Consider the following 25,166-nt stretch of genomic DNA (forward strand, 5'->3'; position numbering starts at 1 on the left):
ATGATTTGGATTTAAAAATTGCGGTAAAAACGTTAAAAAGAATACTGCAACTTTAGGGTTTAATAAATTCGTAAGAAACCCTTGTCGAAAGCAAGAGGTGTGTTCATCTTCATTATTTAAAGATATATCGTTCGTATCAATGCCTTCTTTATTTCTTACTGCTAAAAGGGCTTTAATACCAATATAAATTAAATATAGAGCCCCAACGTACTTGAAAATAGAAAATAAAAGAGCTGACTTTACAATAAGTGCAGAAAGACCAATTACAGCAGCTAAAGTATGAATTAATAGTGCAATACATGTACCAAACACTGTTTTCACTCCACCGACTTTACCAGCAACCAATGTATTTTTCGTAGCCATTGCTGTATCTGGACCAGGTAAAATGATAAGGCAAATAGACATAATGATGAAAAGAAGATAATTTTCTATCATAGCCGCCCCTCCTTTTTATTTTTAGAATATTTGATTAAAATCAGTGTAGCACAAAAATGGATTTAATAAAATTAAATTTTGTTAAAAATAATTAAATAAAAAAGGCTATATAGTAGCTGTAATTACACTACTATATAGCTTCGATTTTATCCCGCTATTTGCGGGTAGTAAGATTTTCACCGCACAAGATTTAGCTGAAGCAAAGAAGTTAGGTAGGGGATGAACGAAACACCCCCTCATGACAATTTCATTTTATGCATTAAGTAAGTTAAAGAAACGATTCACATCTTCTTCTGAAACGTCACTTAACTGTTTATATTTATAATTCGGATTTTGATCTTTATCAACGACAACGGAGCGTACTCCTTCGAAGAAATCTTCATGTCTCATGAAATTTTTAGCAAGTATAAGGTCCGTAGCGAAACATTCTTCAACGGATTTATCTTTTCCATCAATAAACTGTTTTAATGTTACTTTTAGTGAAATAGGGGATTTTGATAACAGTGTTTCTTTCGTTTTTAGAGCAAAGGAACTTTCATCTTTCTCCAATGAATGGATGATTTCTTCAATTGTATCGAAAGCAAAATGTGAATTGATTACTTCTAATGAAGGAGCGAGCTCGCTTTCTAAGTTTGGAGCAGTTGCAAATGTACGAATAACTTCTTTTAAATTAGTATGTACATCATCTTCTTTATGCCAATTTACACTTTCAAGTTCAGTAAGAAACTCTGGTAATGAATCAGATGTCATAAAGTAATCAGCAGCATTAATAAATAATACGTCAGAAGCTTTTAAAATAGATGCTGTTAAAGCAACGAATCGTCCTGTATATCCAGGCGCTTTATTTAAGAAATATGCAGCTCCGACGTCTGGGAAGAAGCCAATATTCATCTCTGGCATTGCCCATTTCGTACGCTCAGTTACAATGCGATACTTCGCACCATTTGTAAGACCGACACCACCGCCCATTACAATTCCATCTAAACAAGCAATAATCGGTTTTGTATATTGATAAATATATGTATCAATTTCATACTCTTCTTCAAAAAAACGTTCTGCATGTTGCAATGCCACTTCATTGGAACGCGCTTCATAAAGAGTTTTAATGTCGCCGCCTGCACAAAAACCTTTTGTGCCAGCTCCTTTTAACACGATAAGTGCAATACGCTCATCGTGTTCCCACTCTTTAAGTTTTTGTCCGATAGGTTGTAACATGTCATAAGATAAAGAATTAAGTGCTTTTGGACGGTTTAAAGTAATTGTCGCAACGCCGTTTTCACTAACAGAAAATAAAACTTGTTCAGTCATAATGCATCCTCCCTTACATATCTTCTTATTCTTAATTCTTGATATGTACTGAAATGTCCTTTATAAATTTTGTCAAAAGTTGACGGTAAATATTAATTTGGTCACTGCATATTTTGACGAGTTATCTTTGCAGGATTTCAGAGACTGAGGGGGAATATTACAACATTACTGTAAGTGTAATTATTTGAAGTTATAATGATAAAAGCGCTATTATATAGGTGTGAAATGTTCATTATCAATTCTAAAAGTGTGTTTGAAGAAAAAATAAATCGTACAATTGTAATAAAAAATTTTACACTGAATTAGAAATAGAGAAAGGAGAAATCGGAATGCCAGGACCTTTACTATTGTCGGTTATTATTTTGTCTTTTTTAATGATAGGAATAACGCAGTATTTTCATCATACAGATACGACAGAAGAAGTGAAGGATAAAGTACGTCTCGTATTTCCGATTTTTATAATATCTATTTCATTCTGTATTTTATTAAATAAAGATGGCTACATTGTCGCAGTGTTCTCATTTTTCGTCGCAATCGTCTTAATTACCGTTTTATATTATGTAATGAAAGACTTTATACAAAAATAAAGATGTCATAATAGGCATTTTTATTTTGGGGAAAATATAAAATTTCACATACCGTATTTTATATAAAATACATGAAGTATATAACAATAGAAAAGTGTGTACTTTGCTGTGTATGTACTTGTCAATCTTGCATAGCCACTATACTATTAAAATGTAGAGATTATAAAAAGGGGTTGTATCTATCATGAAATTTGAGATGCACACAAAAATTATTTCAAATGAAAAAGAAGTAAGATTACATATTGAAGAAAATATATTTCAATTAATATTGGATGGCTATCACTTATTTACAGTTCAAGAAATATTGCCTTTATATAAATCAAATGAAGAAAGAATTGGAAGTGCAACGATATTGAAGCTAGAGTGGGAGAACGGAAAAACTACAATAAACTATCAACTCGTTTCACTAAAATCAGTAAATTAAAAGGAGTAGAAAAATATGAAGTTATTTCATACAGCGGATTGGCATTTAGGTAAGCTTGTTCATGGCGTGTATATGACTGAAGACCAAAAGATTGTATTAGATCAGTTTGTACAGGCTGTTGAAGAAGAAAAACCAGATGCTGTAATTATTGCAGGGGATTTATATGACCGAGCAATTCCACCTACAGAAGCAGTAGACTTATTAAATGATGTGCTGCAAAAAATAGTTATTGATTTGCAAACACCAGTTATTGCGGTAGCTGGTAATCATGATAGTCCGGATCGTATCCATTTTGGAAGTAGTTTAATGAAAAAACAAGGATTACATATTGCAGGTCAATTTCAATTCCCGTATGAACCTGTTGTACTAAATGATGAATATGGAGAGGTTCACTTCCATCTAATACCGTATGCAGACCCAAGCATAGTGAGGCACGTGTTGAAAAATGAAGACGTACGTTCTCATGATGATGCGATGCGCATTTTTATGAATGAGCTCTCTGAAACGATGGATAAAGAAGCTAGACATGTATTTGTTGGACATGCATTTGTAACTTCTTCAGGAGAAGCGGAGGAGAATACAAGTGATGCAGAACGACCACTTTCAATTGGTGGTGCTGAATATGTAAATAGTCATTATTTTGATAAGTTTCATTACACAGCGCTTGGACATTTACATCAAGCGCATTTCGTACGTAATGAGACGATTCGATATTCAGGTTCACCACTTGCCTATTCAATTTCTGAAGAGAAACATAAAAAAGGTTATTACATTGTAGAACTGAATGAAACTGGTGAAGTAGCAATTGAAAAAAGATTACTTTCACCACGTCGTAAAATGCGAACAGTAGAAGCGAAAATAGATGAATTATTACAGCACCCAGTAAGTGAAGATTACGTATTTGTAAAATTATTAGACGAAAACCCTGTCTTACAGCCGATGGAGAAAATACGATCTGTATATCCAAATGCAATGCACGTTGAAAGAGCGATGCAAAGGCGAGAACTCACAGATACAAATGAAGTAACTGTTTCAAGACATAAAACGGATGATTTATCTCTTTTAAAGGCTTTCTATAAAGAAATGAAGGGGTTAGATTTATCAGAAGAGAAAGAACGCCTATTTATAGATGTATTACAAACAGTGCAAGAACGGGAAGGTGAACGAGGATGAGACCGATTCAGCTTATTATGACAGCATTCGGGCCATATAAACAGAAAGAAATAATCGATTTTGAAGATCTTGGAGAACATCGTATTTTCGCTATTTCTGGGAATACAGGAGCTGGAAAAACAACGATTTTTGATGCGATTTGTTATGTGTTATATGGTGAGGCTAGTGGAGAAGAACGTAGTGATACGAGCATGCTTCGAAGTCAATTTGCTGATGATAATGTTTATACAAGTGTTGAATTAACCTTTCAGTTAAAAGGGAAACGCTATGAAATAAAACGACAACTTGGACATAAAAAACAAGGGAATAAGACTATTACAGGACATGCAGTAGAATTATATGAAGTTATTGATGGAGAAAACGTTCCAGCCGTCGATCGTTTTCATGTAACAGACGTAAACAAAAAAGTGGAAGATTTAATTGGGTTAAGTAAACATCAATTTAGCCAAATTGTTATGTTACCCCAAGGGGAATTCCGAAAACTATTAACATCTGAGACGGAAAACAAAGAAGAGATTTTACGTCGTATTTTTAAAACGGATCGTTATAAATTAATGCGTGAGTTACTTGATCAAAAGAGAAAACAATGGAAAGACGTCTTACAAGAAAAACAAAAAGAGAGAGAGCTCTATTTCCGTAATGTTTTTAAATTACCAATCCGTGATGGAGCATTATTAGAGACATTAGTGGCACAAGAACATGTAAATACGCATCAAGTAGTAGAAGCGTTAGAACAAGAAACAACCGTGTATAAGGCAGAGGTTGAGCAATTACAAGTAGAACAAGATGTTCAAACGAAGCAATTAAAGGATGCAGAAACACGTTTTCATGCAGCAAAATCTGTAAATGAGAAATTTATAGATTTACAACAAAAGAATGAGAAATATAACACTTTACAAGAGAACCGTGCAGCAATTGAAAGGAAAGAAAAATTCTTTAAACGTGCGGAACAAGCAAAGCACTTATTACCATTTGAACAATGGTATGAAGAAGCGATGGAAAATGAGCAGAAAGCTGAAAGTTTGTTAAAACAGATAATCGTCAAACAAGAACAGATAATGAATAGCTTTGAACTTGCTAAGGAGAAGTATGAAGTAGTAAAGAATAAAGAAGCTGAACGAGAAGAGGCTAAAAAACTTGTTCAAAGATTAGAAGAGTTACAAGCGATTATTGAATCATTAGCTGAGAGAAAGCTGAATTTACAAAATGCCGAAATTCAAATAGGGAAATTAAAAGAAAGTATGCAAAAGTTAGATCAACAACTAGAAGAGCATACAAACCAAAAACAGAGAATGTCTGATGAATTGCAGCAATTAGAACAAGCACTTGAGCAATATGTAGCTAAAGTGGAAGAACTAACGAATATGCGAGAAGATGCAAAAGTTTTAAAACAAGCATATGATGTTTGGCAAGAAAAACAAAAATTCGAGCAAGAAAAAGAAGCGGCAAATAATAAAATGCAAGTGGCAGTTCGTGCATATGAAAACATGGAGCGCCGCTGGTTAAGTGAACAAGCTGGTATATTAGCTCTTCATTTACATGACGGTGAATCTTGTCCGGTATGTGGTAGTACGAGTCATCCACAAAAAGCTACAGAGCAAAGTAATGCGATCGATGAAAAAGAGTTAAACGATTTAAGAGATAAGAAGAACATTGCTGAAAAATTCCATGTGCAAGTAGAGGAGAAATGGAATTTCTATCGACTACAATATGAACAAGTGATAGAAGAAGTTGTGAAGCGCGGCTACAATTCGGAAAAATTAGCTGAAACATATAGTGCACTTGTTCAAAAAGGAAAACAATTAGCTGCAGATGTTAATACGTTAAAAGCAAGTGAAGAAACACGTAAGCAGATTGCTGCGAACATGAAAAGCGTAGAAGAAAAAATAGAAGAACTTCAGAAACAAAAACGAGAATTGGAAACAATGCAGCACCGTACAGAAATGGAGTGTATGCAACTTCGTACGTCATATGAACATGATAAACGAAATATTCCAGAAAACTTACAAACAGTACAAGCTTGGAAAGCACAGTTTGACCAAGCTATGCAGGAACTTAGGTTAATGGAGGACGAATGGAAGAAAGTGCAGGAAGCGTATCAGCATTGGCAAAATGAAAATATACGTATTCAAGCAGAACAAAAAGGTGCTTCTAATCAATTTGAAAGTGCAAAATTAAAGAAAGAAGGGACTTTCGCACGCTTTATGAAAGAGCTAGAACAAAGCGGGTTTACAGATGAATTCACGTATAAAAAAGCCAAATTAAGCGATCCCGAGATGGAGATGTTACAAAAAGAAATTCAAGGTTATTATTCATCGCTTGAAGTGCTTGCAAAACAAATTGAAGAGTTAAACTTAGAATTAAAAGATAAAGAGTATATGGATATTACATCTTTAGGTGAACACATAAAAGAACTAGAAATTAATCTCGATATCATTAAAGAAAAACGTCAACGTGCGCAAAATGCGGTAACATATATTTCTGATTTACATGAAAACATTAGACGTATTGACGAACAAATTCACGAGGAAGAAAAAGCCTTCCAAGAACTTGTTGATTTATATGAAGTAATGAAAGGTGATAACGAAAGTCGTATATCATTTGAACGTTACATCTTAATTGAGTATTTAGAACAAATTGTTCAAATCGCAAACGAACGACTACGTAAATTATCAAATGGACAATTTTATTTAAAACGAAGTGAGCGAGTTGAAAAAAGAAACCGTCAAAGTGGATTAGGTTTAGATGTGTACGATGCATACACTGGCCAAACACGCGATGTAAAAACACTATCCGGTGGAGAGAAATTTAACGCATCACTTTGCCTAGCGCTAGGAATGGCAGATGTCATTCAAGCATATGAAGGCGGTATTTCCATCGAAACGATGTTCATCGATGAAGGGTTCGGTTCATTAGATGAAGAATCGTTAACGAAAGCGGTAGATGCCTTAATTGACTTACAAAAATCAGGCCGATTTATCGGTGTCATCTCACACGTTCAAGAGCTGAAAAACGCAATGCCAGCTGTATTAGAAGTAACGAAGCAGAAGGATGGGTGTAGTCAGACTAGGTTTGTGGTGAAGTAAGCTTAGAAAATGGAGTAGGGAATCTACCGATACTTTTAGTGTCATATGTATGAATAATAAAACGTCGTCTCTTCATATTGGAGGCGACGTTTTATTTTATAAAATATCTATGAATTATCTGTAGAAGGCGGCGTATTCTCCAAACGATTATAAGTTTTAAAGGCTGAAATTGCTGAGATAACCCCGCCTACTAAAAATAAAGCGGATCCTCCAACTAAGATGATACGACTGACATATGTTTCCCGTGCTTCTTCGACTTCTTCTTGTAACGCTGTAGGCATATGAATCCCCCTTTATAAAAGTTGTTTTATAAATAGTATATACAAACGCCTAAAATGTGTTAAAATAACTGATGATTTTATGCAGTGGGTAATTAGATGAGTAGGATGCGAGTGGCTAAGTAAATCTTCATCATAAATTTATGTGAACTTCACATAGAGCACATATTAACATTGTATTATGTATATGTACCAAATAAATAAATAAAGTGAATGTAAGTTCTGTTTTCAAAAATTTAAAATCCTTTTATTTCTATATAAAAGTTTTAATCAAGGGTTTTAAAAAATTTGGAAATAGATCTTATGAATATGGAATTCATATAAAAGGGGAATGTCTTATGACAACATATACGAGTGAAATGAGAAAAACTTTAGTTTCAGAAGAAGATGTAGATATTTTAAAAATTATGGCGCATCCAATCCGACTGCAAATTGTAAATGAATTAAGTACGAGAAAAACTTGTAATGTAACACAATTAACAGAGTTACTGAATATTCCGCAATCTACTGTTTCACAACATTTATCAAAAATGAAGGGTAAAGTGTTACGAGCAGAGAGAAGAGGTTTAGAAATTTATTATCATATTAACAATTTAAAAGCGAGTAAGATTGTTAATGTTTTAGGGTATATAAACTAGTGAAATATTTTTATATAAAATAGCCCCTGCTGTTGAGCAGGGGCTATTTTGTGTTGTTTTATGTATTTGTATTTAAAACTTTATAGTTTTTATGATTTACAATTGTTCGATCAAATTCAAAAGTACCACCGCTTACATTTGTAATTTCAACTAAGACCGATTCAGTATAAAGTTTTAATACAGATCCTGTAATCTTTAAATTATTTCGTTGAAAAAGTATAGTATCCCCTACGTTTGCTTTCATAGTACCTCCTCATTAAAGACAGAAATATTTTTTTATTATATATATTAAACCACGGATAGATATATTAGTGAATATTTAGTTTTATTTATTGGAAAAAAATTTGTGATTTTATAAAAAATAAGGTGGATTGAAGTATAAAAAATTTTTCTATTGTATTTCATCCTTCGTTTTTTGTAACTGATTCTACGTTTTTGACGCTCTGTCTTGTAAGTGCTTACATAAACAAAAACATCTTATACAATGAAGGTGTTAAATCAAAAGAGGTGACCAAAATGAACATAAAAAAAGTAAATTTAGCGAATAGCATTGAAATAGAAAGAGGAGGCGGAAAGGTATGAAAAAATCAACTGTTAATCCATGGCTTGTTGTCCTTGGCACAGTTATAGTACAAATGGGGCTTGGGACGATATATACATGGAGTTTATTCAATCAGCCTTTAGTTAGTAAATACGGTTGGAGTCTTAACGCTGTTGCGATAACTTTCTCAATTACTAGTCTTTCTTTAGCATTTTCAACTTTATTTGCGAGTAAATTGCAAGAAAAATGGGGACTTCGTAAACTTATTATGATAGCTGGATTAGCATTAGGACTAGGATTAATACTTAGCTCACAAGCATCCTCATTAATATTACTTTATGTACTAGCGGGAGTTGTTGTAGGTTATGCAGATGGTACAGCATATATCACTTCACTATCAAATTTAATAAAGTGGTTTCCAGAGCGTAAAGGTTTAATTGCTGGTATTTCTGTCTCTGCATATGGTTCAGGTAGCTTAATCTTTAAATACGTTAACGCACAGTTGATTGAATCAGTTGGTGTATCCCAAGCATTTATATACTGGGGTTTAATTGTTACAGCTATGATTGTAATTGGTGCTTGTTTAATCCATCAAGCTGCAGATCAAGGAGCAGTTCATGAAACAAAAACTGAGGAATACACAACGAAAGAAATGTTAGGCACAAAACAAGTATACTTATTATTTATCATGTTATTTACATCATGTATGAGTGGCTTATACTTAATTGGTATGGTAAAAGACATTGGTGTTCAACTTGTAGGACTTAGCGCAGCAACAGCTGCTAATGCGGTGGCTATGGTTGCAATCTTCAATACATTAGGTCGTATCATTTTAGGACCGTTATCGGATAAAATTGGGCGTTTAAAAATCGTTACTGGTACTTTTGTTGTTATGGCGAGTTCAGTCTTAGTTCTAAGTTTTGTAGATTTAAATTATGGTATTTACTTCGTATGTGTAGCAAGTGTAGCGTTTTGCTTTGGTGGAAATATCACTATTTTCCCAGCTATTGTTGGTGATTTCTTCGGTATGAAAAACCATAGTAAGAACTACGGAATTGTGTATCAAGGATTTGGATTTGGGGCGCTTGCAGGTTCCTTTATCGGTGCACTTCTAGGTGGATTCAAACCAACGTTCATGGTAATAGGTGTATTATGTGTCGTGTCATTCATTATCGCAATTTTAATTCAAGCACCTAAGCAGAAAAAAGAAAAAGAAGAAGAGTATCGCAGCGTAGCATAAGTATACAAATCTTCTATAACACTATGATTACGAAAAAGCATCCTATTCTATTAATTAGGATGCTTTTTTATGAGTTATTTTAACAAGGTTAAATTACTTTTGGGATTTTTATAGATGTAAAAGTGAGTGGAATACCCATTTGGAATATAATAAATTGATACATCGTATTCGAAATATATATTAAATCTTAAATGATAAAGAAGACATTCATTAGTATTTGTAAGATATATTTTCAGAAAAATATTGAGAAAATATATACTTGAGTTTTTTATAAAGCATTGTAAATGAACGTATCTCTAGTTTAGTTTTTTCAATTTTAAAAAGAGGACTTTGAATTTTATTTATAATATAAGTACTTTTAATGCGTTTACATATGATTTTATTAAGAAGCATTAAAATGGTTTATCTGAAAAATAAAAAAAGATTGACAAGTTTATTGAGAAACATTATCATTTCGGTGTAAGATGGTAAATGAAAAACATTATCAATAAAATGGATTTTAAAGTAATGCGCACTTGACCAATTAGTTTAGTAAGTGTATTATTTTTTACAACACAACTGATAATGAAAATCAGTATCATCGGTGTTACTTAATGAAATTAATGTTTATGTGAAAGGATAGAGAAAATGAACTTAGGGGAATTTGATGGGAAAACAGTTTTAGTAACAGGTGCAGCACAAGGCATAGGCAGTGTCGTTGCCAAAATGTTTTTAGAAAGAGGAGCCACAGTTATTGCGGTTGATCAAAATGAAGAGGGGTTAAATGTACTCTTAAATCAAAATGAATTAAACAATACACGTATGAAAACGTTTCGTTTAGATGTGAGTGATAGCGCCGCTGTTGAAGACATGGTAAATCATATTGCAAATGAAATAGCGCCAATAGATATTTTAATAAATGTTGCAGGGGTTTTACGTATGGGACCAATTCATTCGTTAAGTGATGAAGATTGGACTAAAACATTCTCTGTAAATACTACAGGGGTTTTCAATATGTCCCGAGCGGTAAGTAAAAATATGATGTTAAGAAAATCGGGGGCAATTGTTACAGTCGGTTCAAATGCGGCAAATACGCCAAGAATGGAGATGGCTGCGTATGCTGCGTCAAAGGCCGCAACGACGATGTTTATGAAATGTTTAGGACTAGAGCTTGCGGCATACAATATACGCTGCAACTTAGTTTCTCCAGGCTCTACTGAAACTGAGATGCAAAGATTACTATGGGCTGATGAGAATGGAGCTAAAAATATAATTGCTGGTTCTCAAAATACATATAGACTCGGAATTCCATTACAAAAAATTGCACAACCTTCAGAAGTTGCTGAAGCAGTGTTATTTTTAGCCTCAGATAGAGCAAGTCATATTACAATGCACAATTTATGTGTTGATGGCGGTGCTACGTTAGGAGTTTAATAAAAATTCAGGAGGTTATTATATTATGAATGAACATATAGCTGTAAAGGAATTGTCAGAAAAACTTTTAGAAGATTATAAGACTGAATCTTCATTCTTTTTCGCTTCACCAACTCGAACGATATTAGCAGAAGGAGAGTTTACTACAGTAAAGCATCGTGAAATTGAAAGTTTCCCAGAGCTTGTGCAAGCGACATTAAGTAATGCGAAACAAGCTGGAAATCCAAATCCTATCGTTGTGGGTGCTTTGCCATTTGATCGTAGAAAAGAAGTCCAACTCATCGTACCAGAATATAGCAGAATTTCTGAGCGTTTACAATTGGATACAACAAATCAGCTTGAAACAAATGAGAATGTAACATTTGAAATGACACCAGTGCCAGACCCTGAAGTTTATATGAATGGTGTGAAGCAAGGAATTGAAAAAATACAGGACGGTGATTTAAAGAAAATCGTTCTATCCAGATCGTTAGATGTTAAATCTTCCGAAAAGATTGATAAGCAAAAACTTCTGCGAGAATTAGCAGAGCATAATAAGCATGGTTATACATTTGCTGTAAATTTACCGAAAGATGAAAAAGAGAACAGTAAGACGCTAATTGGAGCAAGCCCTGAATTACTTGTTTCACGTAATGGTATGCAAGTTATTTCTAACCCGTTAGCTGGTTCAAGGCCACGTAGTGAGGACCCAGTAGAAGATAAAAGAAGAGCAGAGGAATTACTTTCTTCGCCAAAAGATTTACATGAACATGCGGTAGTAGTTGAAGCGGTTGCCGCTGCACTTCGTCCGTATTGTCATACATTACATGTTCCAGAAAAGCCATCAGTTATTCATAGTGAAGCGATGTGGCATTTGTCTACAGAAGTGAAAGGTGAACTTAAGGATCCAAATACTTCTTCTTTACAATTAGCAATTGCCCTTCATCCTACGCCAGCAGTTTGCGGAACTCCGATGGAAAAAGCAAGAGAAGCTATACAGCATATTGAGCCATTTGACCGCGAGTTCTTTACAGGAATGCTAGGATGGAGCGATTTAAATGGAGATGGAGAATGGATTGTTACAATTCGTTGTGCTGAAGTACAAGAAAATACACTTCGTTTATATGCAGGAGCTGGAGTTGTTGCTGAGTCAAAACCAGAAGATGAGTTAGCAGAAACATCAGCTAAGTTCCAAACAATGCTAAAAGCTTTAGGGTTAAGAGATAGTTCACTTAATGAAAAATAGGGGGAAGAAAGAATGCTAGTAGGTTATACAGAATGGCCAAAAGAATTTGCCGATCGTTACCGAGAAGCAGGATGTTGGCTTGGTGAAACATTTGGAGGAGTGTTAAGAGAGCGGGCTGAGAAATATGGAGATCGAATCGCGGTTGTAAGTGGTAAGAAGCATATAACATATAGTGAACTTAATAAAAAGGTAGATCGTTTAGCAGCAGGTTTACTGAATTTAGGAATAAAGAAAGAGGACAGAGTTGTAATCCAGTTACCTAACATTATCGAGTTTTTCGAAATATGCTTTGCACTATTTCGAATTGGAGCGCTTCCTGTCTTTGCACTACCTTCACATCGAAGCAGTGAAATTAGTTATTTTTGTGAGTTTGGCGAGGCGAGCGCTTACGTTATTTCAGATAAGGCTCTCGGTTTTGATTATCGAAAATTAGCAAGAGAAGTGAAAGAGAAAGTGCCAACTTTACAACATGTAATTGTAGTGGGAGAAGAAGAAGAGTTTGTGAACATAAATGATCTGTATATGGATCCCGTCTCATTACCAGAAGTTCAGCCAAGTGATGTTGCATTTCTCCAATTATCAGGAGGCACAACAGGTCTTTCTAAATTAATTCCTAGAACACATGATGACTATATTTATAGTTTACGTGTTAGCGCTGAAATTTGTAATTTGAATGCAGAAAGCGTCTATATGGCAGTTCTTCCAGTAGCACACAATTACCCAATGAGTTCTCCAGGGACATTTGGAACTTTCTATGCGGGTGGAAAAGTGGTATTGGCAACTGGTGGTAGTCCAGATGAGGCCTTTGCTCTTATCGAAAAAGAAAAAGTTACAATTACAGCGCTCGTTCCGCCATTAGCAATGATTTGGCTTGATGCTGCATCTTCTCGTAATGCCGATCTATCAAGCCTAGAGGTTATTCAAGTAGGTGGTGCTAAGTTTAGCGCTGAGGTTGCAAAACGTATACGTCCTACATTTGGATGTACGTTACAGCAAGTGTTCGGTATGGCGGAAGGATTAGTGAACTATACAAGATTAGATGATCCGGAAGAATTTATTATTTATACACAAGGTAGACCAATGTCTGCACTCGATGAAGTACGAGTTGTTGATGAAAATGACAACGAAGTACAACCTGGCGAAGTAGGTAGTTTATTAACAAGAGGTCCATATACAATTCGTGGTTACTATAAAGCCGAAGAGCATAATGCACGATCATTTACAAAGGATGGATTTTATCGCACAGGTGATCTTGTAAAAGTAAATGAACAAGGATACATCATTGTAGAAGGAAGAGATAAAGATCAAATTAACCGCGGTGGTGAGAAAGTTGCTGCGGAAGAAGTTGAAAATCATCTATTAGCACACGATTCGGTCCATGACGTAGCAATTGTATCTATGCCTGACGATTATTTAGGTGAACGCACCTGTGCTTTTGTTATAGCTCGCGGACAAGTTCCAGCAGTAAGTGAATTAAAAATGTTTTTAAGAGAACGTGGTATAGCGGCTTATAAAATTCCAGATCGAATTGAATTTATTGAAGCATTCCCGCAAACAGGAGTCGGAAAAGTCAGCAAAAAAGAACTACGTAAAGTCATTGCTGAAAAGCTTATTACAGTAAAACAATAATAAAAACCGGAAGGAAGTGATTAGATGGCTATCCCATCTATTTCAGTATATAAAATGCCAATTGAATCAGAACTACCAAAAAATAAAGTGAATTGGACACCAGATCCGAAACGTGCAGTACTTTTAATTCATGACATGCAAGAATATTTTCTTGATGCATATAGCGATAAAGAATCACCAAAAGTAGAACTTATTTCAAATATTAAAATGATAAGAGAAAAATGTAAACAACTTGGTATACCAGTTGTTTATACAGCACAACCTGGTGGGCAAACGTTAGAACAACGAGGTTTATTACAAGACTTTTGGGGTGACGGTATACCTGCTGGACCAGATAAAAAGAAAATTGTTGATGAACTTACTCCTGATGAGGATGATATATTCCTCACAAAATGGAGATATAGTGCATTTAAAAAGACAAATCTATTAGAAATTTTAAATGAACAAGGAAAAGATCAACTCATTATTTGCGGTATTTATGCGCATATTGGCTGTCTTTTAACAGCTTGTGAAGCATTTATGGATGGTATAGAGCCGTTCTTTGTAGCAGATGCAGTTGCTGATTTTTCACTAGAGCATCATAAACAAGCATTGGAGTATGCATCTAATAGATGTGCAGTAACGACATCAACAAACCTACTGTTAAACGATTTACAAAGTGTAAAAGATGATGAGAGTGAAGGAATCACTATACAGGAAGTGCATGAACTAGTTGCACAACTACTTCGTGAGCCAGTAGAGAGTATTGATATTGATGAGGACTTATTAAATAGAGGGCTTGATTCGGTCAGAATTATGAGTTTAGTAGAGAAGTGGCGTCGTGAAGGGAAAGAAATCACTTTTGCACATTTAGCAGAACGTCCAACTGTTGCAGGTTGGTACAGTTTACTATCTTCACAAACAGCACAGGTGCTGTAACAAATAGACTACATAATAAAGGGGTAGTAAAGAATGCCTAACAGTCAAAAGATTCGTCATTCGTTATCATCTGCGCAGTCTGGTATGTGGTTTGCGCAACAATTAGATCCGCTTAATCCAATTTACAATACTGGGGAATATGTAGAAATAAACGGAAATATTCATCAAGAAATTTTTGAATTAGCTGTACGTAAAGTTGTAATAGAAGCAGAAGCACTTCATGTTCGCTTCGAGGAGGATGAAATTGGCCCATGGCAAGTTATTGAAGAATCACAGTTTCATATGCATTTTATTGACGTTCGTAAAGAAGAAAATCCTGAAGAAGCTGCTAAAGTATGGATGAAAAATGATTTATCTATGCCAGTCGATTTGAAAAAAGATACATTATTTACTGAAGCACTTATTCAAGTTGAAAATAATCGTTTCTTTTGGTATCAGCGCATCCATCACATTGTGATGGATGGCTATGGATTTTCACTTCTTAGCCAAAAAGTGGCGAATGAGTATACATCACTTATAGAAGAAACAAACAAGAATGAAAAGCCGTTTGGTTCTCTTACAAAAGTTGTGCAAGAAGATATTGAGTATCGTGATTCTAAAAAATTTCAGGAAGATCGTACTTTTTGGTTAGAAAAATTTGCGGATGAACCAGAAGTTGTAAGCTTGGCAGAGCGGGCACCGAGAACATCAAATGGATTTTCACGAGAAACAGCTTATTTATCTAGTTCTAGCACGAAAACTTTATTAGAAGATATCAATATTTCGTTAACAAGTTGGCCGGAATTCATTGTCGCTGTAACAAGTATTTATATGCATAAGTTAACAGGTGCAAATGATATTGTTTTAGGTTTACCGATGATGGGACGTCTAGGTTCGGTATCTATTCATACACCAAGTATGGTAATGAATTTAGTGCCACTTCGTATTACAGTAACTCCAAATATAACTCTTGCGGAATTATTGCAGCAAGTTTCTAAAGAAATCCGAGATGTACGTCGCCATTATAAATACCGTCATGAGGAGTTAAGAAGAGACTTAAAGTTACTAGGTGAAAATCAAAGGTTGTTTGGACCGTTAGTGAATGTTATGCCTTTTGATTACGGGCTAAATTTTGCTGGAAATCGTGGTATTACGCATAATTTATCAGCAGGACCTGTCGATGATTTATCAATAAATGTATATAAACGTTTTGATCAAAATAAGCTAATGATTCATTTTGATGCAAATCCTGAAGTATATAATGGCGCGGAGCTAGCATTGCATAAAGAAAGATTTATGAGTCTATTTGAATTAGTAGTAAATAATTATGAGAAAAACGAGTCGATTGGAAAAATAAACATTACTCTGCCTGAAGAAAATCATAAAGTTTTATTGGAATGGAATGAAACGAAGGAAGACGATGAGTTACTCAGTCTGCCTATATCATTTGAAAAACAAGTGCAAAAAAATCCCAATAAACTAGCCATTACTTGTGACGGTGTAAACCTTACGTATAAAGAGCTAAATGCACGAGCGAATGAACTAGCACATTATTTAGTAGAAGAAGGAATACGACCAAACCAGTTTGTAGCTTTAGTATTCCCTAGATCAATAGAAATGGTAGTTAGTATGCTAGCAGTTTTAAAGGCTGGTGCAGCGTATTTACCAATAGATCCAGAATACCCAGCAGAAAGAATTAATTATATAGTAAATGATGCAAAACCAGTTTGTATCATAACACATTCATCTGTTTCATCTAAGTTAGTTATAGAAAATGATATGAAAAAAATTGTATTAGATGAAGAAGAAACGAAACTAGCGTTACATACATATTCTCGTATGAATATAGCATGTAAGAATGATGTATCACTTTTAAACCCAGCCTATACAATATATACTTCAGGGTCAACAGGAAACCCAAAAGGTGTAATTGTTCCTATGAGAGGTTTAAGTAACTTTTTAATGGCTATGCAACAAAAGTTTTCATTAAATGAAAATGATCATTTATTAGCAGTTACAACGTTTGCGTTTGATATTTCTGCTCTAGAAATTTATTTACCTCTTATTAGTGGTGCAAGTTTAACAATTGCGCAAAAAGAAGACATACAAGAGCCATCAGCATTAACGACACTTTTACAAGAAGAAAGAGTGACCATTATGCAGGCTACACCGACGCTTTGGCAGGCGTTAGTAACTGATTATCCAGAGAAGCTACAAGGGCTAAATATACTAGTTGGTGGTGAAGCTCTTCCAGAGCATTTAGCAAATAAATTAAAAGAATTAGGTTGCTCAATAACTAATTTATATGGACCAACTGAAACGACGATTTGGTCTACTTTCATGAACATTGATGAAGGTGAAAAGGGTATACCTCCTATTGGAAAGCCAATTTGCAATACAGAAGTGTATGTATTGGATGCAGGGTTACAACCAGTTCCACCTGGAGTTATTGGGGAATTATATATTGCAGGGGAGGGACTTGCAAGCGGATATTTAGGAAAACCTGAGTTAACAGCTGAACGGTTTATTGCAAATCCTTATGGAGAATCAGGGAAGCGCATGTACCGTACAGGAGATCTTGTGAAATGGCGTAGTGATGGTGCGTTAGAGTACATTAGTCGCGCAGATCATCAAATTAAAATTCGTGGATTCCGAATTGAATTAGCTGAAATTGAAACGGTATTACAACGACATGAAAATATTCAACAAGCGGTAGTAATAGTACGAGAAGATCGTCCAAATGATAAACGCATCATTGCGTATATCGTTGCAGAAGAAAAGGAACCGATTAATCTTTCAGAAATTCGTTCTTATGTTTCAGAAAGTTTAGCGAATTATATGATACCATCAGCATTTGTTGTGCTAGAAGAATTACCATTAACGCCAAATGGTAAGGTGGATAGAAAGAAATTACCTGCTCCTGATTTTAATAGAATGGACAATGAGAGGGTTGCTAGAAATCCGAAAGAAGAAATATTATGTGATTTATTTGCAGAAGTACTTGGTGTTTCTCGAATTAGCATTGATGATAATTTCTTTGAAATGGGTGGACATTCACTTCTTGCATCTCGTTTAATGGCAAGAATTCGTGAAACGTTAAGTGTGGAATTAGGAATTGGGAAACTATTTGAATCACCAACTGTTGCCGAACTGGCGAAACAATTAAACCATGCAAAAAGCGCAAGACCAGCTATTCAGAAAGCAAGTAGGCCAAATGAAGTTCCACTTTCATTTGCACAGCGCAGGTTATGGTTCTTAAATTGTTTAGAAGGTCCAAGTCCTACTTATAATATTCCGCTAGTCATTCGTATGAATGGAATATTGAATCGGGAAGCATTACAAGGTGCTTTTTATGATGTAGTTGAGAAACATGAAACACTTAGAACAATTTTCCCTAACGTATTAGGTAGTTCCTATCAGAGAATTTTAGATATGGAAAACTTAAATCTAGAAATGGTTATAACTAATACATGTAAAGATGAATTAGAAAGTGTACTTTCAGAGGCGGTAAGATATAGCTTTAACCTCGATTTTGAGCCGGCAGTTCGTTTACAACTTTTTACAGTGAGTGAAAACGAACATGTATTATTAATTTTATTACATCATATTGTAGGTGATGGCTGGTCATTACAGCCGTTAACGAGAGATTTTACAGCGGCGTATAAAGCGCGATGTCAAGGTGACAGAGTTCAGCTGGAGACACTACCAGTTCAATACGCGGATTATGCACTTTGGCAACAGCAATTGCTAGGTGATGAAACGACACCAGAGAGTCTTATTTCAACACAATTAGATTTTTGGAAAGAAGAACTTAAAGGTTTACCAGACCAAATGGAGTTACCTACAGATTTCCAGCGTCCAATTGAGACGAGTTACCGCGGGGAAACAATTCATTTTCATATAGATGAAGGTATGCATAGTAGGTTAGTAGAGCTTGCACGTAAAAATGGAGTTAGTTTGTTTATGGTATTGCAAGCAGGGCTTAGTGCACTATTTACAAGATTAGGTGCAGGCACTGATATACCAATTGGAAGTCCGATTGCTGGAAGAAATGATGATGTACTTTCAGATATTGTTGGTTTATTTGTAAATACATTAGTGTTACGTACAAATACATCAGGAGATCCAAGTTTTAAAGAATTATTAAATAGAGTGAAGCAGGTAAATCTTGCAGCTTATGAAAATCAAGATGTTCCATTTGAAAGGCTTGTTGAAGTGTTAAATCCAGTACGTACTCGAAACAGCCACCCGTTGTTTCAAGTTATGTTAGCTTTCCAAAATACGCCAGAAGCAATCTTTGATGCCCCGGATATAGAAGCGAGCCTTGAAATTCAAAGCGTCGGTTCTGCAAAATTTGATTTAACATTTGAAATTAGTGAGAGTAACGGGGTTGATGGTACTCCGAACGGTTTACATGGATTACTAGAGTTTAGTACCGATTTATATAAACGTGAAACGGTTCAAAAACTAATAGAACGATTCATTTTGTTATTAGATGATGCAGCTACAAATCCGGATCAATCAATTGGCAGATTAGAAATATTAACTGTAGCAGAGAAAAATACAGTGTTAGAAAAGTGGAATGGTGGTTTTCAAATTGCACCAGAAATGACATTGCCACAATTGTTTGAAAAGCAGGTTCATATAAATCCAAATTCTATTGCTGTTGTCTTTGAAGATAAGAAATTAACTTATGAAGAGTTAAATAGAAAAGCAAATAAAATAGCTCGATTCCTAATAGCAAAAGGGATTGGTCCTGATCAACTCGTTGCTTTAGCGATGCCAAGATCATTAAACATGGTTGTAAGCTTATTAGCTGTTCTTAAAGCTGGTGCTGGATACCTTCCGTTAGATCCAGATTACCCAGCAGACCGTATTTCATTTATGCTACACGATGCGAAACCAACATGTGTTTTAACGAATTCAGAAGTGGAAATTGAATGTGATGAGGCACTAAAAGTTTTAGTTGATGATGTAAAAGTAATAGCAGAAGTTGAGAAATATAGTGAAGAAAATATTGATGAAGTGGAACGTATTAAGCCATTATCTCCATCACATATTGCTTACGTTATTTATACGTCAGGCTCAACGGGTAGACCGAAAGGCGTTATGATACCTCATCAAAATGTAGTAAGACTTTTAGGAGCAACTGATCATTGGTTCCAGTTTGACGGAAACGATGTTTGGACGATGTTCCATTCATACGCTTTTGATTTCTCGGTTTGGGAAATTTGGGGACCTTTATTATACGGAGGGCGTTTAGTTGTAGTGCCACATACTGTAAGTCGCTCACCGAAAGAATTTTTACAGCTTCTTGTTAAAGAAAAGGTTACGGTTTTAAACCAAACTCCATCAGCGTTCTATCAATTGATGCAAGCAGATCGTGAAAATGAAGAGATTGGCCAAAAATTATCTTTACGATATGTTGTTTTTGGAGGAGAAGCACTTGAGCTAAGTCGCTTAGAAGATTGGTATAGTCGACATCCTCATAACGCACCAAAGCTTATTAATATGTACGGTATTACGGAGACGACAGTACATGTTAGTTATATTGAATTAGATGAAACTATCGTCTCTTTACGAGCAAATAGTTTAATTGGGTGCAGTATACCTGACCTTAAAGTGTATGTATTAGACAACTATTTACAACCAGTGCCACCTGGAGTAGTTGGAGAAATGTATGTTGCAGGTGCAGGGCTTGCGCGTGGATATTTAGGAAGAGCAGGATTAACGGCTGAACGCTTTATCGCAGATCCATTTGGAAAGCCAGGTACAAGAATGTATCGTACAGGAGACTTAGCTCGCTGGCGTAAAGATGGGACGCTAGATTATATAGGACGTGCAGATCATCAAATAAAAATTCGTGGATTCCGAATTGAATTAGGAGAAATAGAAGCAGTCATAATGAAGCACCCTAAAGTTGAGCAAGTAGTCGTTATTGTACGGGAAGATCAACCAGGGGATAAACGGTTAGTTTCTTATATCGTTGCATCAAATAATGAAGCGATTGATACGAATGAAATGCGTCAGTTTGCTAGTGGTAGTTTACCAGATTATATGGTTCCATACGCTTTTGTAGTAGTAAATGAGTTACCTTTAACTCCAAACGGTAAATTAGATAGAAAGGCATTGCCAGCTCCAGAATTTATCGCATCATCTTCTAGTCGTGGTCCAAGAACACCGCAAGAAGAAATGTTATGTGACTTGTTTACAGAAGTGCTAAGTGTACCTCAAATTGGAATTGATGACGGATTCTTTGATCTTGGTGGCCATTCACTCCTTGCAGTGCAGCTTATGAGCCGCATGAAAGAGGCGCTTGGAGTGGAATTAAATATTGGCACTTTATTTGCAGCACCGACTGTTGCAGGGTTAGCTGAAAGACTTGAGATGGGGAATGGTCAAAGTGCACTTGATGTGTTGCTTTCATTACGAGCAAGCGGGGATCAATTACCACTATTTTGTGTACATCCAGCAGGTGGATTAAGTTGGTGCTATGCAGGACTTATGAAATCTTTAGGAACAGATTATCCAATCTATGGTGTACAAGCACGTGGTATCGCTAAAAATGAAGAACTTCCAAAAAGTTTAGAGGAGATGGCGGCGGATTACTTGAAACACGTTCGTGAAGTACAGCCTCATGGACCATATCGTTTATTAGGTTGGTCGCTTGGAGGAAATGTTGTGCATGCAATGGCAGCGCAATTACAAAATGAAGGGGAAGAAGTAGAATTACTCGTTATGCTTGATTCTTATCCTGGACACTTCTTACCGAATACGGAAGCGCCTACTGAAGAGGAAGCGTTAATCGCATTACTTGCTTTAGGCGGATATGACCCAGATAACATGGATGGTAAACCACTTACAATGGAAAGTGCAGTTGAAATCCTTCGTAAAGATGGAAGTGCATTAGCAAGTCTTGAAGAAGAGACTATATTGAACTTGAAAGAAACATATGTAAATTCAGTAGGGTTGTTAGGGAAATATGTACCGAAAGTTTATAACGGAGATATCTTATTCTTTAGATCTACTGTTATACCAGACTGGTTTGATCCTATTTCTCCAAATACGTGGCTAAATTATTTAGATGGGCAAATTGTGCAGCACGATATTGATTGTAGACATAAAGATCTATGTCAGCCAGGTCCACTTACGGAAATTGGACAAGTATTAGCGAAATATTTGCAGAATAAGAAAGGGGTAAGTAGAGTATGACGAATCCATTTGAAAATGATAATTACACATATAAAGTATTAATAAATGAGGAGGGCCAGTATTCTCTCTGGCCTGCTTTTCTCGATGTACCTATTGGCTGGAATGTCGTATATGAAGAAGCTAGTAGGCAGAGTTGCTTAGAATATGTTGAATATAACTGGAAAGATTTGAATCCACAAGGTAATCAAGTTCGCGAAAAAACATTAGTAGGAAAACGATAATGGAAGAAAAACTAAATCCAAAAGTAGTTGTAAGTATCGTTTATATAACTGCGATGTTTATGGCTGCGATGGACGCAACGATTGTAAATGTAGCACTGCAAACGATAAGTAGAGAACTACAAGTACCTCCATCTGCAATGGGGACGGTGAATGTTGGATATTTAGTTAGTTTAGCTGTTTTCCTTCCGATTTCTGGTTGGTTAGGAGATCGTTTTGGTACGAAAAGAGTATTTTTAATTGCTCTTTTCGTATTTACAATTGCATCTGCTTTATGCGGAATGGCTAACGATATTACTTCATTGAATATTTTCCGTATTATTCAAGGTGCTGGCGGAGGGCTTTTAACACCGGTTGGAATGGCGATGTTATTTCGAACATTTTCACCAGAGGAAAGACCGAAGATTTCCCGGTTTATTATACTTCCAATTGCTGTAGCACCAGCAATTGGTCCTATCATCGGTGGTTTCTTTGTAGATCAAATGTCTTGGCGTTGGGCATTTTATATTAATCTACCGTTTGGAATCGTTGCATTGCTATTTGGACTTCTATTTTTAGCAGAACATGTTGAAAAATCAGCTGGTCGCTTTGATTCGCTCGGCTTTATTTTATCAGCACCAGGATTTGCGATGCTCATATATGCACTCAGCCAGGGACCATCAAAAGGGTGGATTTCTCCAGAAATTATGAGTACTGGGATAGCTGGGGGTGTATTCATTACATTGTTTATAATTGTAGAACTGAAAGTAAAGCAACCGATGTTAGATTTACGCTTATTAAAAGAACCAGTCTTTAGAAAGATGAGCATTATATCATTATTTTCATCAGCTGGTTTATTAGGAATGTTATTTGTTTTTCCTCTTATGTATCAAAATGTGATAGGAGTTTCTGCACTGGAATCAGGACTTACGACATTTCCAGAGGCGATTGGATTAATGATTTCTTCACAAATTGTACCATGGTCATATAAGAAATTAGGAGCTCGAAAGGTAATTTCTATTGGATTAATATGTACGGCGGTTATATTTGTTTTATTGAGTTTTGTAAATCACGATACGAATCCGTGGCAAATCCGGGCATTATTGTTTGGTATCGGTATTTTCTTAGGTCAATCTGTCGGTGCGGTTCAATTTTCTGCCTTTAACAATATCACGCCGCCTTCTATGGGGAGAGCGACTACTATATTCAATGTGCAAAATCGACTAGGTTCAGCAATAGGAGTAGCGGTTTTAGCTAGTATACTAGCTGGTTTTGGAGGTAATAACGTTCAATCCGATTTTTTACCATATCAAGCAGCATTAATTGGGGCAGCAATATTTTTGCTCATAGCACTACTATTTTCTTTACGTATTTCCGATAAAGAGGTAATGTCAAAGAAGAAAGAAAAAACATTATCTGTATCAGAAAAAGAGAAAGTACTTGTCAATGAATAACAATATACGTATGCTTTTTTATAAAAATTGATATTCGTTGAATAAAGGAGAGTTTACATGATAGAAAGTAAAGTTGTAGATTCTATTCCAACTTTAAATGAGAATGATTGTCAAATATGGTGGGCAAGAATTTCGGATTTACAATCATGGCATTACAATTTACTAAATGATATAGAGCGAGAGAAAGCAAATTCGTATCATCATTCGGCAGATCGAGCTCGTTTTATAATAGGTTGCGTAATAAGTAGATTAGTTCTCGGCAAGATACTTTCTATGTCACCAGTCCAAGTACCAATTGATCGAATGTGCTCAGTATGTAAATTGCAGCATGGAAGACCACAATTACCAGAAGGTATGCCGCAATTATCCGTTTCGCATTCAGGTGAGTGGGTTGTCGTTGCATTTACAAAATCTGCACCTGTTGGCATAGATGTAGAACAAATGAATCCAAGTATAGATGTTATGAAAATGGCAGAAGGTGTATTAACAGACATTGAAATAGCGCAAGTTATAAAACTGCCAAATGAACAGAAAATAGAAGGTTTTTTAACATATTGGACTCGAAAAGAAGCGGTGCTGAAAGCGACAGGTGAAGGACTAATGATTCCACCAGTACATATTACAGTATCAGCTCCAAATGATCCTCCAAACTTGTTGGTTTTTAAGGATAGACAAGAGTTAGCAAGTAATACAATGATGGAAGATGTAAGGCCTAGTTTAGATTATAGGGCTTCTGTTGCAATATTCAGTAAGGAAGTGACTGAAATTACGCAATTAGACGCGGCAGCACTTTTAAATCTTAAATAAAAAAATTACAGAAGAGGTGTTCCTCATGTTAGTAGCGGAAAATAGAAAGAATGAATTCACTTATAATGTACAAGCAATTAAAAATATTTTATTTTCTGGAGATACATCATCCATTCATGCTTTAGAAAAGCTTTTAAATGATACAGTTCAGTTTGATGTTCTTGAACAAGAGGCACTTGGTAGACAGTACATTCCGAAAGAAGCAAAGAATTTCTTTGATAAAGATGGAACATTTCTTTACCGTGTATCTAATGTTAGTTATAAAGGAAAGGTGTTATCTGAAAATCTAATTTTTGCAGACACTTCGTTTTTACCGGACGCAATAAAGAGTGAATTAGAGAGTGGAAATATTCCTGTTGAAAAGCTCATAGAAAAGATGGAAGTAAGAAGAAACGTATTATATGAAGGATATCAGCCATCTGGAAATATTATTGAATTGTTTGATGGATGTTCTGTTACAGCGAATGTGTATCCAACTAGAAAGTATCAAATTGTAAGTAACTGCAAATGTGTATTTTATATTTGTGAAGTGTATCATGCAGAGAATATAAAGCAATTGCTTAAATAAAAACAAGAAACCAGCCTATAAAATAGGCTGGTTTCTTGTTTTTATTTTAACTAG

The 25,166-nt window shown here is 35.4% G+C and carries 19 protein-coding genes; 15 read left to right on the forward strand and 4 right to left on the reverse strand.

Features of this window, described 5'->3' with window-relative positions; translation table 11 throughout:
* Positions 1-435, reverse strand: a 435-nt coding sequence (locus HMPREF1014_RS11525; RefSeq protein WP_000572355.1) for a LysE family translocator, incomplete at its 3' end; no start/stop codon positions are given.
* A gap of 252 nt (positions 436-687) precedes the next feature.
* Positions 688-1,743, reverse strand: coding sequence for an enoyl-CoA hydratase/isomerase family protein (locus tag HMPREF1014_RS11530; protein ID WP_000139776.1), 1,056 nt, complete (start codon positions 1,741-1,743; stop codon positions 688-690).
* 329 nt (positions 1,744-2,072) lie between these two features.
* Here HMPREF1014_RS11530 and HMPREF1014_RS11535 point away from each other — a divergent pair, with 329 nt between their 5' ends.
* From HMPREF1014_RS11535 to HMPREF1014_RS11550, 4 genes are all read left to right on the forward strand, one after another.
* Positions 2,073-2,330, forward strand: a complete 258-nt coding sequence (locus HMPREF1014_RS11535; protein ID WP_001119404.1) for a hypothetical protein — start codon at positions 2,073-2,075, stop codon at positions 2,328-2,330.
* Positions 2,331-2,514: 184 nt separating this feature from the next.
* Positions 2,515-2,754 carry a DUF2584 family protein gene (locus tag HMPREF1014_RS11540; protein ID WP_000667346.1) on the forward strand — a complete coding sequence of 80 codons (240 nt, stop codon included), beginning with the start codon at positions 2,515-2,517 and terminating at the stop codon, positions 2,752-2,754.
* A gap of 15 nt (positions 2,755-2,769) precedes the next feature.
* Positions 2,770-3,927, forward strand: a complete 1,158-nt coding sequence (locus HMPREF1014_RS11545; RefSeq protein WP_000765150.1) for an exonuclease SbcCD subunit D — start codon at positions 2,770-2,772, stop codon at positions 3,925-3,927.
* The gene (locus HMPREF1014_RS11550) at positions 3,924-7,013 is read left to right on the forward strand and encodes an AAA family ATPase (protein WP_001247414.1); all 3,090 of its coding nucleotides are present in this window, start codon (positions 3,924-3,926) and stop codon (positions 7,011-7,013) included. The genes HMPREF1014_RS11545 and HMPREF1014_RS11550 overlap by 4 nt, the downstream gene beginning before the upstream one ends.
* Before the next feature lie 107 nt (positions 7,014-7,120).
* Here the strand turns inward: HMPREF1014_RS11550 and HMPREF1014_RS31540 are convergent, their stop codons facing one another.
* The gene (locus tag HMPREF1014_RS31540; RefSeq protein ID WP_001141667.1) at positions 7,121-7,294 is read right to left on the reverse strand and encodes a hypothetical protein; all 174 of its coding nucleotides are present in this window, start codon (positions 7,292-7,294) and stop codon (positions 7,121-7,123) included.
* 335 nt (positions 7,295-7,629) lie between these two features.
* On the opposite strand from HMPREF1014_RS31540, the gene HMPREF1014_RS11560 reads away from it, so the two are divergent.
* The gene (locus HMPREF1014_RS11560) at positions 7,630-7,929 is read left to right on the forward strand and encodes an ArsR/SmtB family transcription factor (RefSeq protein ID WP_000214801.1); all 300 of its coding nucleotides are present in this window, start codon (positions 7,630-7,632) and stop codon (positions 7,927-7,929) included.
* A gap of 58 nt (positions 7,930-7,987) precedes the next feature.
* Here the strand turns inward: HMPREF1014_RS11560 and HMPREF1014_RS11565 are convergent, their stop codons facing one another.
* On the reverse strand, positions 7,988-8,173 hold the full coding sequence (locus tag HMPREF1014_RS11565; protein WP_000646793.1) for a YkvS family protein: 186 nt from the start codon (positions 8,171-8,173) through the stop codon (positions 7,988-7,990).
* A 334-nt stretch (positions 8,174-8,507) separates the two neighbouring features.
* Here HMPREF1014_RS11565 and HMPREF1014_RS11575 point away from each other — a divergent pair, with 334 nt between their 5' ends.
* The 10 genes from HMPREF1014_RS11575 (at position 8,508) to HMPREF1014_RS11620 (ending at position 25,112) form a co-directional block, all read left to right on the forward strand.
* The gene (locus tag HMPREF1014_RS11575; protein WP_000750126.1) at positions 8,508-9,710 is read left to right on the forward strand and encodes an L-lactate MFS transporter; all 1,203 of its coding nucleotides are present in this window, start codon (positions 8,508-8,510) and stop codon (positions 9,708-9,710) included.
* 627 nt (positions 9,711-10,337) lie between these two features.
* Entirely contained in the window at positions 10,338-11,123 is a 786-nt protein-coding gene (dhbA, locus tag HMPREF1014_RS11580; protein WP_001048432.1) for a 2,3-dihydro-2,3-dihydroxybenzoate dehydrogenase, read from the forward strand.
* Positions 11,124-11,148: 25 nt separating this feature from the next.
* On the forward strand, positions 11,149-12,348 hold the full coding sequence (dhbC, locus tag HMPREF1014_RS11585; protein ID WP_001002075.1) for an isochorismate synthase DhbC: 1,200 nt from the start codon (positions 11,149-11,151) through the stop codon (positions 12,346-12,348).
* Between the two features lie 12 nt (positions 12,349-12,360).
* Positions 12,361-13,977, forward strand: a complete 1,617-nt coding sequence (locus tag HMPREF1014_RS11590; protein ID WP_000960120.1) for a (2,3-dihydroxybenzoyl)adenylate synthase — start codon at positions 12,361-12,363, stop codon at positions 13,975-13,977.
* 24 nt (positions 13,978-14,001) lie between these two features.
* Positions 14,002-14,895 carry an isochorismatase family protein gene (locus HMPREF1014_RS11595; protein WP_001007268.1) on the forward strand — a complete coding sequence of 298 codons (894 nt, stop codon included), beginning with the start codon at positions 14,002-14,004 and terminating at the stop codon, positions 14,893-14,895.
* Positions 14,896-14,928: 33 nt separating this feature from the next.
* Positions 14,929-22,086, forward strand: coding sequence for a non-ribosomal peptide synthetase (locus HMPREF1014_RS11600; RefSeq protein ID WP_001133915.1), 7,158 nt, complete (start codon positions 14,929-14,931; stop codon positions 22,084-22,086).
* Positions 22,083-22,307: an MbtH family protein gene (locus tag HMPREF1014_RS11605; protein ID WP_000184059.1), complete on the forward strand. Its 225-nt coding sequence runs from the start codon at positions 22,083-22,085 to the stop codon at positions 22,305-22,307. Before HMPREF1014_RS11600 ends, HMPREF1014_RS11605 begins: the two co-directional genes overlap by 4 nt.
* Positions 22,307-23,737 (forward strand): MDR family MFS transporter, encoded by a 1,431-nt coding sequence (locus HMPREF1014_RS11610; RefSeq protein WP_000391557.1) that lies wholly within the window; start codon positions 22,307-22,309, stop codon positions 23,735-23,737. Before HMPREF1014_RS11605 ends, HMPREF1014_RS11610 begins: the two co-directional genes overlap by 1 nt.
* A 57-nt stretch (positions 23,738-23,794) precedes the next feature.
* Positions 23,795-24,544, forward strand: a complete 750-nt coding sequence (sfp, locus tag HMPREF1014_RS11615; protein WP_000572998.1) for a 4'-phosphopantetheinyl transferase Sfp — start codon at positions 23,795-23,797, stop codon at positions 24,542-24,544.
* A gap of 25 nt (positions 24,545-24,569) precedes the next feature.
* Positions 24,570-25,112, forward strand: coding sequence for a hypothetical protein (locus HMPREF1014_RS11620; protein ID WP_000959126.1), 543 nt, complete (start codon positions 24,570-24,572; stop codon positions 25,110-25,112).
* Positions 25,113-25,166 lie beyond the last annotated feature (54 nt).

Source organism: Bacillus sp. 7_6_55CFAA_CT2 (assembly GCF_000238655.1).
Classification (GTDB): Bacteria; Bacillota; Bacilli; order Bacillales; family Bacillaceae_G; genus Bacillus_A; species Bacillus_A cereus.

Excerpts from the sequence above, each read along its gene's own strand:
- HMPREF1014_RS11550 (WP_001247414.1), top strand. The coding sequence starts at position 3,924 with ATGAGACCGATTCAGCTTATTATGACAGCATTCGGGCCATATAAACAG.
- dhbA (WP_001048432.1), top strand. The coding sequence starts at position 10,338 with ATGAACTTAGGGGAATTTGATGGGAAAACAGTTTTAGTAACAGGTGCA.
- HMPREF1014_RS31540 (WP_001141667.1), bottom strand. The coding sequence starts at position 7,294 with ATGCCTACAGCGTTACAAGAAGAAGTCGAAGAAGCACGGGAAACATAT.
- HMPREF1014_RS11540 (WP_000667346.1), top strand. The coding sequence starts at position 2,515 with ATGAAATTTGAGATGCACACAAAAATTATTTCAAATGAAAAAGAAGTA.
- HMPREF1014_RS11545 (WP_000765150.1), top strand. The coding sequence starts at position 2,770 with ATGAAGTTATTTCATACAGCGGATTGGCATTTAGGTAAGCTTGTTCAT.
- HMPREF1014_RS11560 (WP_000214801.1), top strand. The coding sequence starts at position 7,630 with ATGACAACATATACGAGTGAAATGAGAAAAACTTTAGTTTCAGAAGAA.
- HMPREF1014_RS11610 (WP_000391557.1), top strand. The coding sequence starts at position 22,307 with ATGGAAGAAAAACTAAATCCAAAAGTAGTTGTAAGTATCGTTTATATA.
- HMPREF1014_RS11530 (WP_000139776.1), bottom strand. The coding sequence starts at position 1,743 with ATGACTGAACAAGTTTTATTTTCTGTTAGTGAAAACGGCGTTGCGACA.
- HMPREF1014_RS11565 (WP_000646793.1), bottom strand. The coding sequence starts at position 8,173 with ATGAAAGCAAACGTAGGGGATACTATACTTTTTCAACGAAATAATTTA.
- sfp (WP_000572998.1), top strand. The coding sequence starts at position 23,795 with ATGATAGAAAGTAAAGTTGTAGATTCTATTCCAACTTTAAATGAGAAT.
- HMPREF1014_RS11535 (WP_001119404.1), top strand. The coding sequence starts at position 2,073 with ATGCCAGGACCTTTACTATTGTCGGTTATTATTTTGTCTTTTTTAATG.
- HMPREF1014_RS11620 (WP_000959126.1), top strand. The coding sequence starts at position 24,570 with ATGTTAGTAGCGGAAAATAGAAAGAATGAATTCACTTATAATGTACAA.
- HMPREF1014_RS11600 (WP_001133915.1), top strand. The coding sequence starts at position 14,929 with ATGCCTAACAGTCAAAAGATTCGTCATTCGTTATCATCTGCGCAGTCT.
- HMPREF1014_RS11590 (WP_000960120.1), top strand. The coding sequence starts at position 12,361 with ATGCTAGTAGGTTATACAGAATGGCCAAAAGAATTTGCCGATCGTTAC.
- HMPREF1014_RS11595 (WP_001007268.1), top strand. The coding sequence starts at position 14,002 with ATGGCTATCCCATCTATTTCAGTATATAAAATGCCAATTGAATCAGAA.
- HMPREF1014_RS11575 (WP_000750126.1), top strand. The coding sequence starts at position 8,508 with ATGAAAAAATCAACTGTTAATCCATGGCTTGTTGTCCTTGGCACAGTT.
- HMPREF1014_RS11605 (WP_000184059.1), top strand. The coding sequence starts at position 22,083 with ATGACGAATCCATTTGAAAATGATAATTACACATATAAAGTATTAATA.
- dhbC (WP_001002075.1), top strand. The coding sequence starts at position 11,149 with ATGAATGAACATATAGCTGTAAAGGAATTGTCAGAAAAACTTTTAGAA.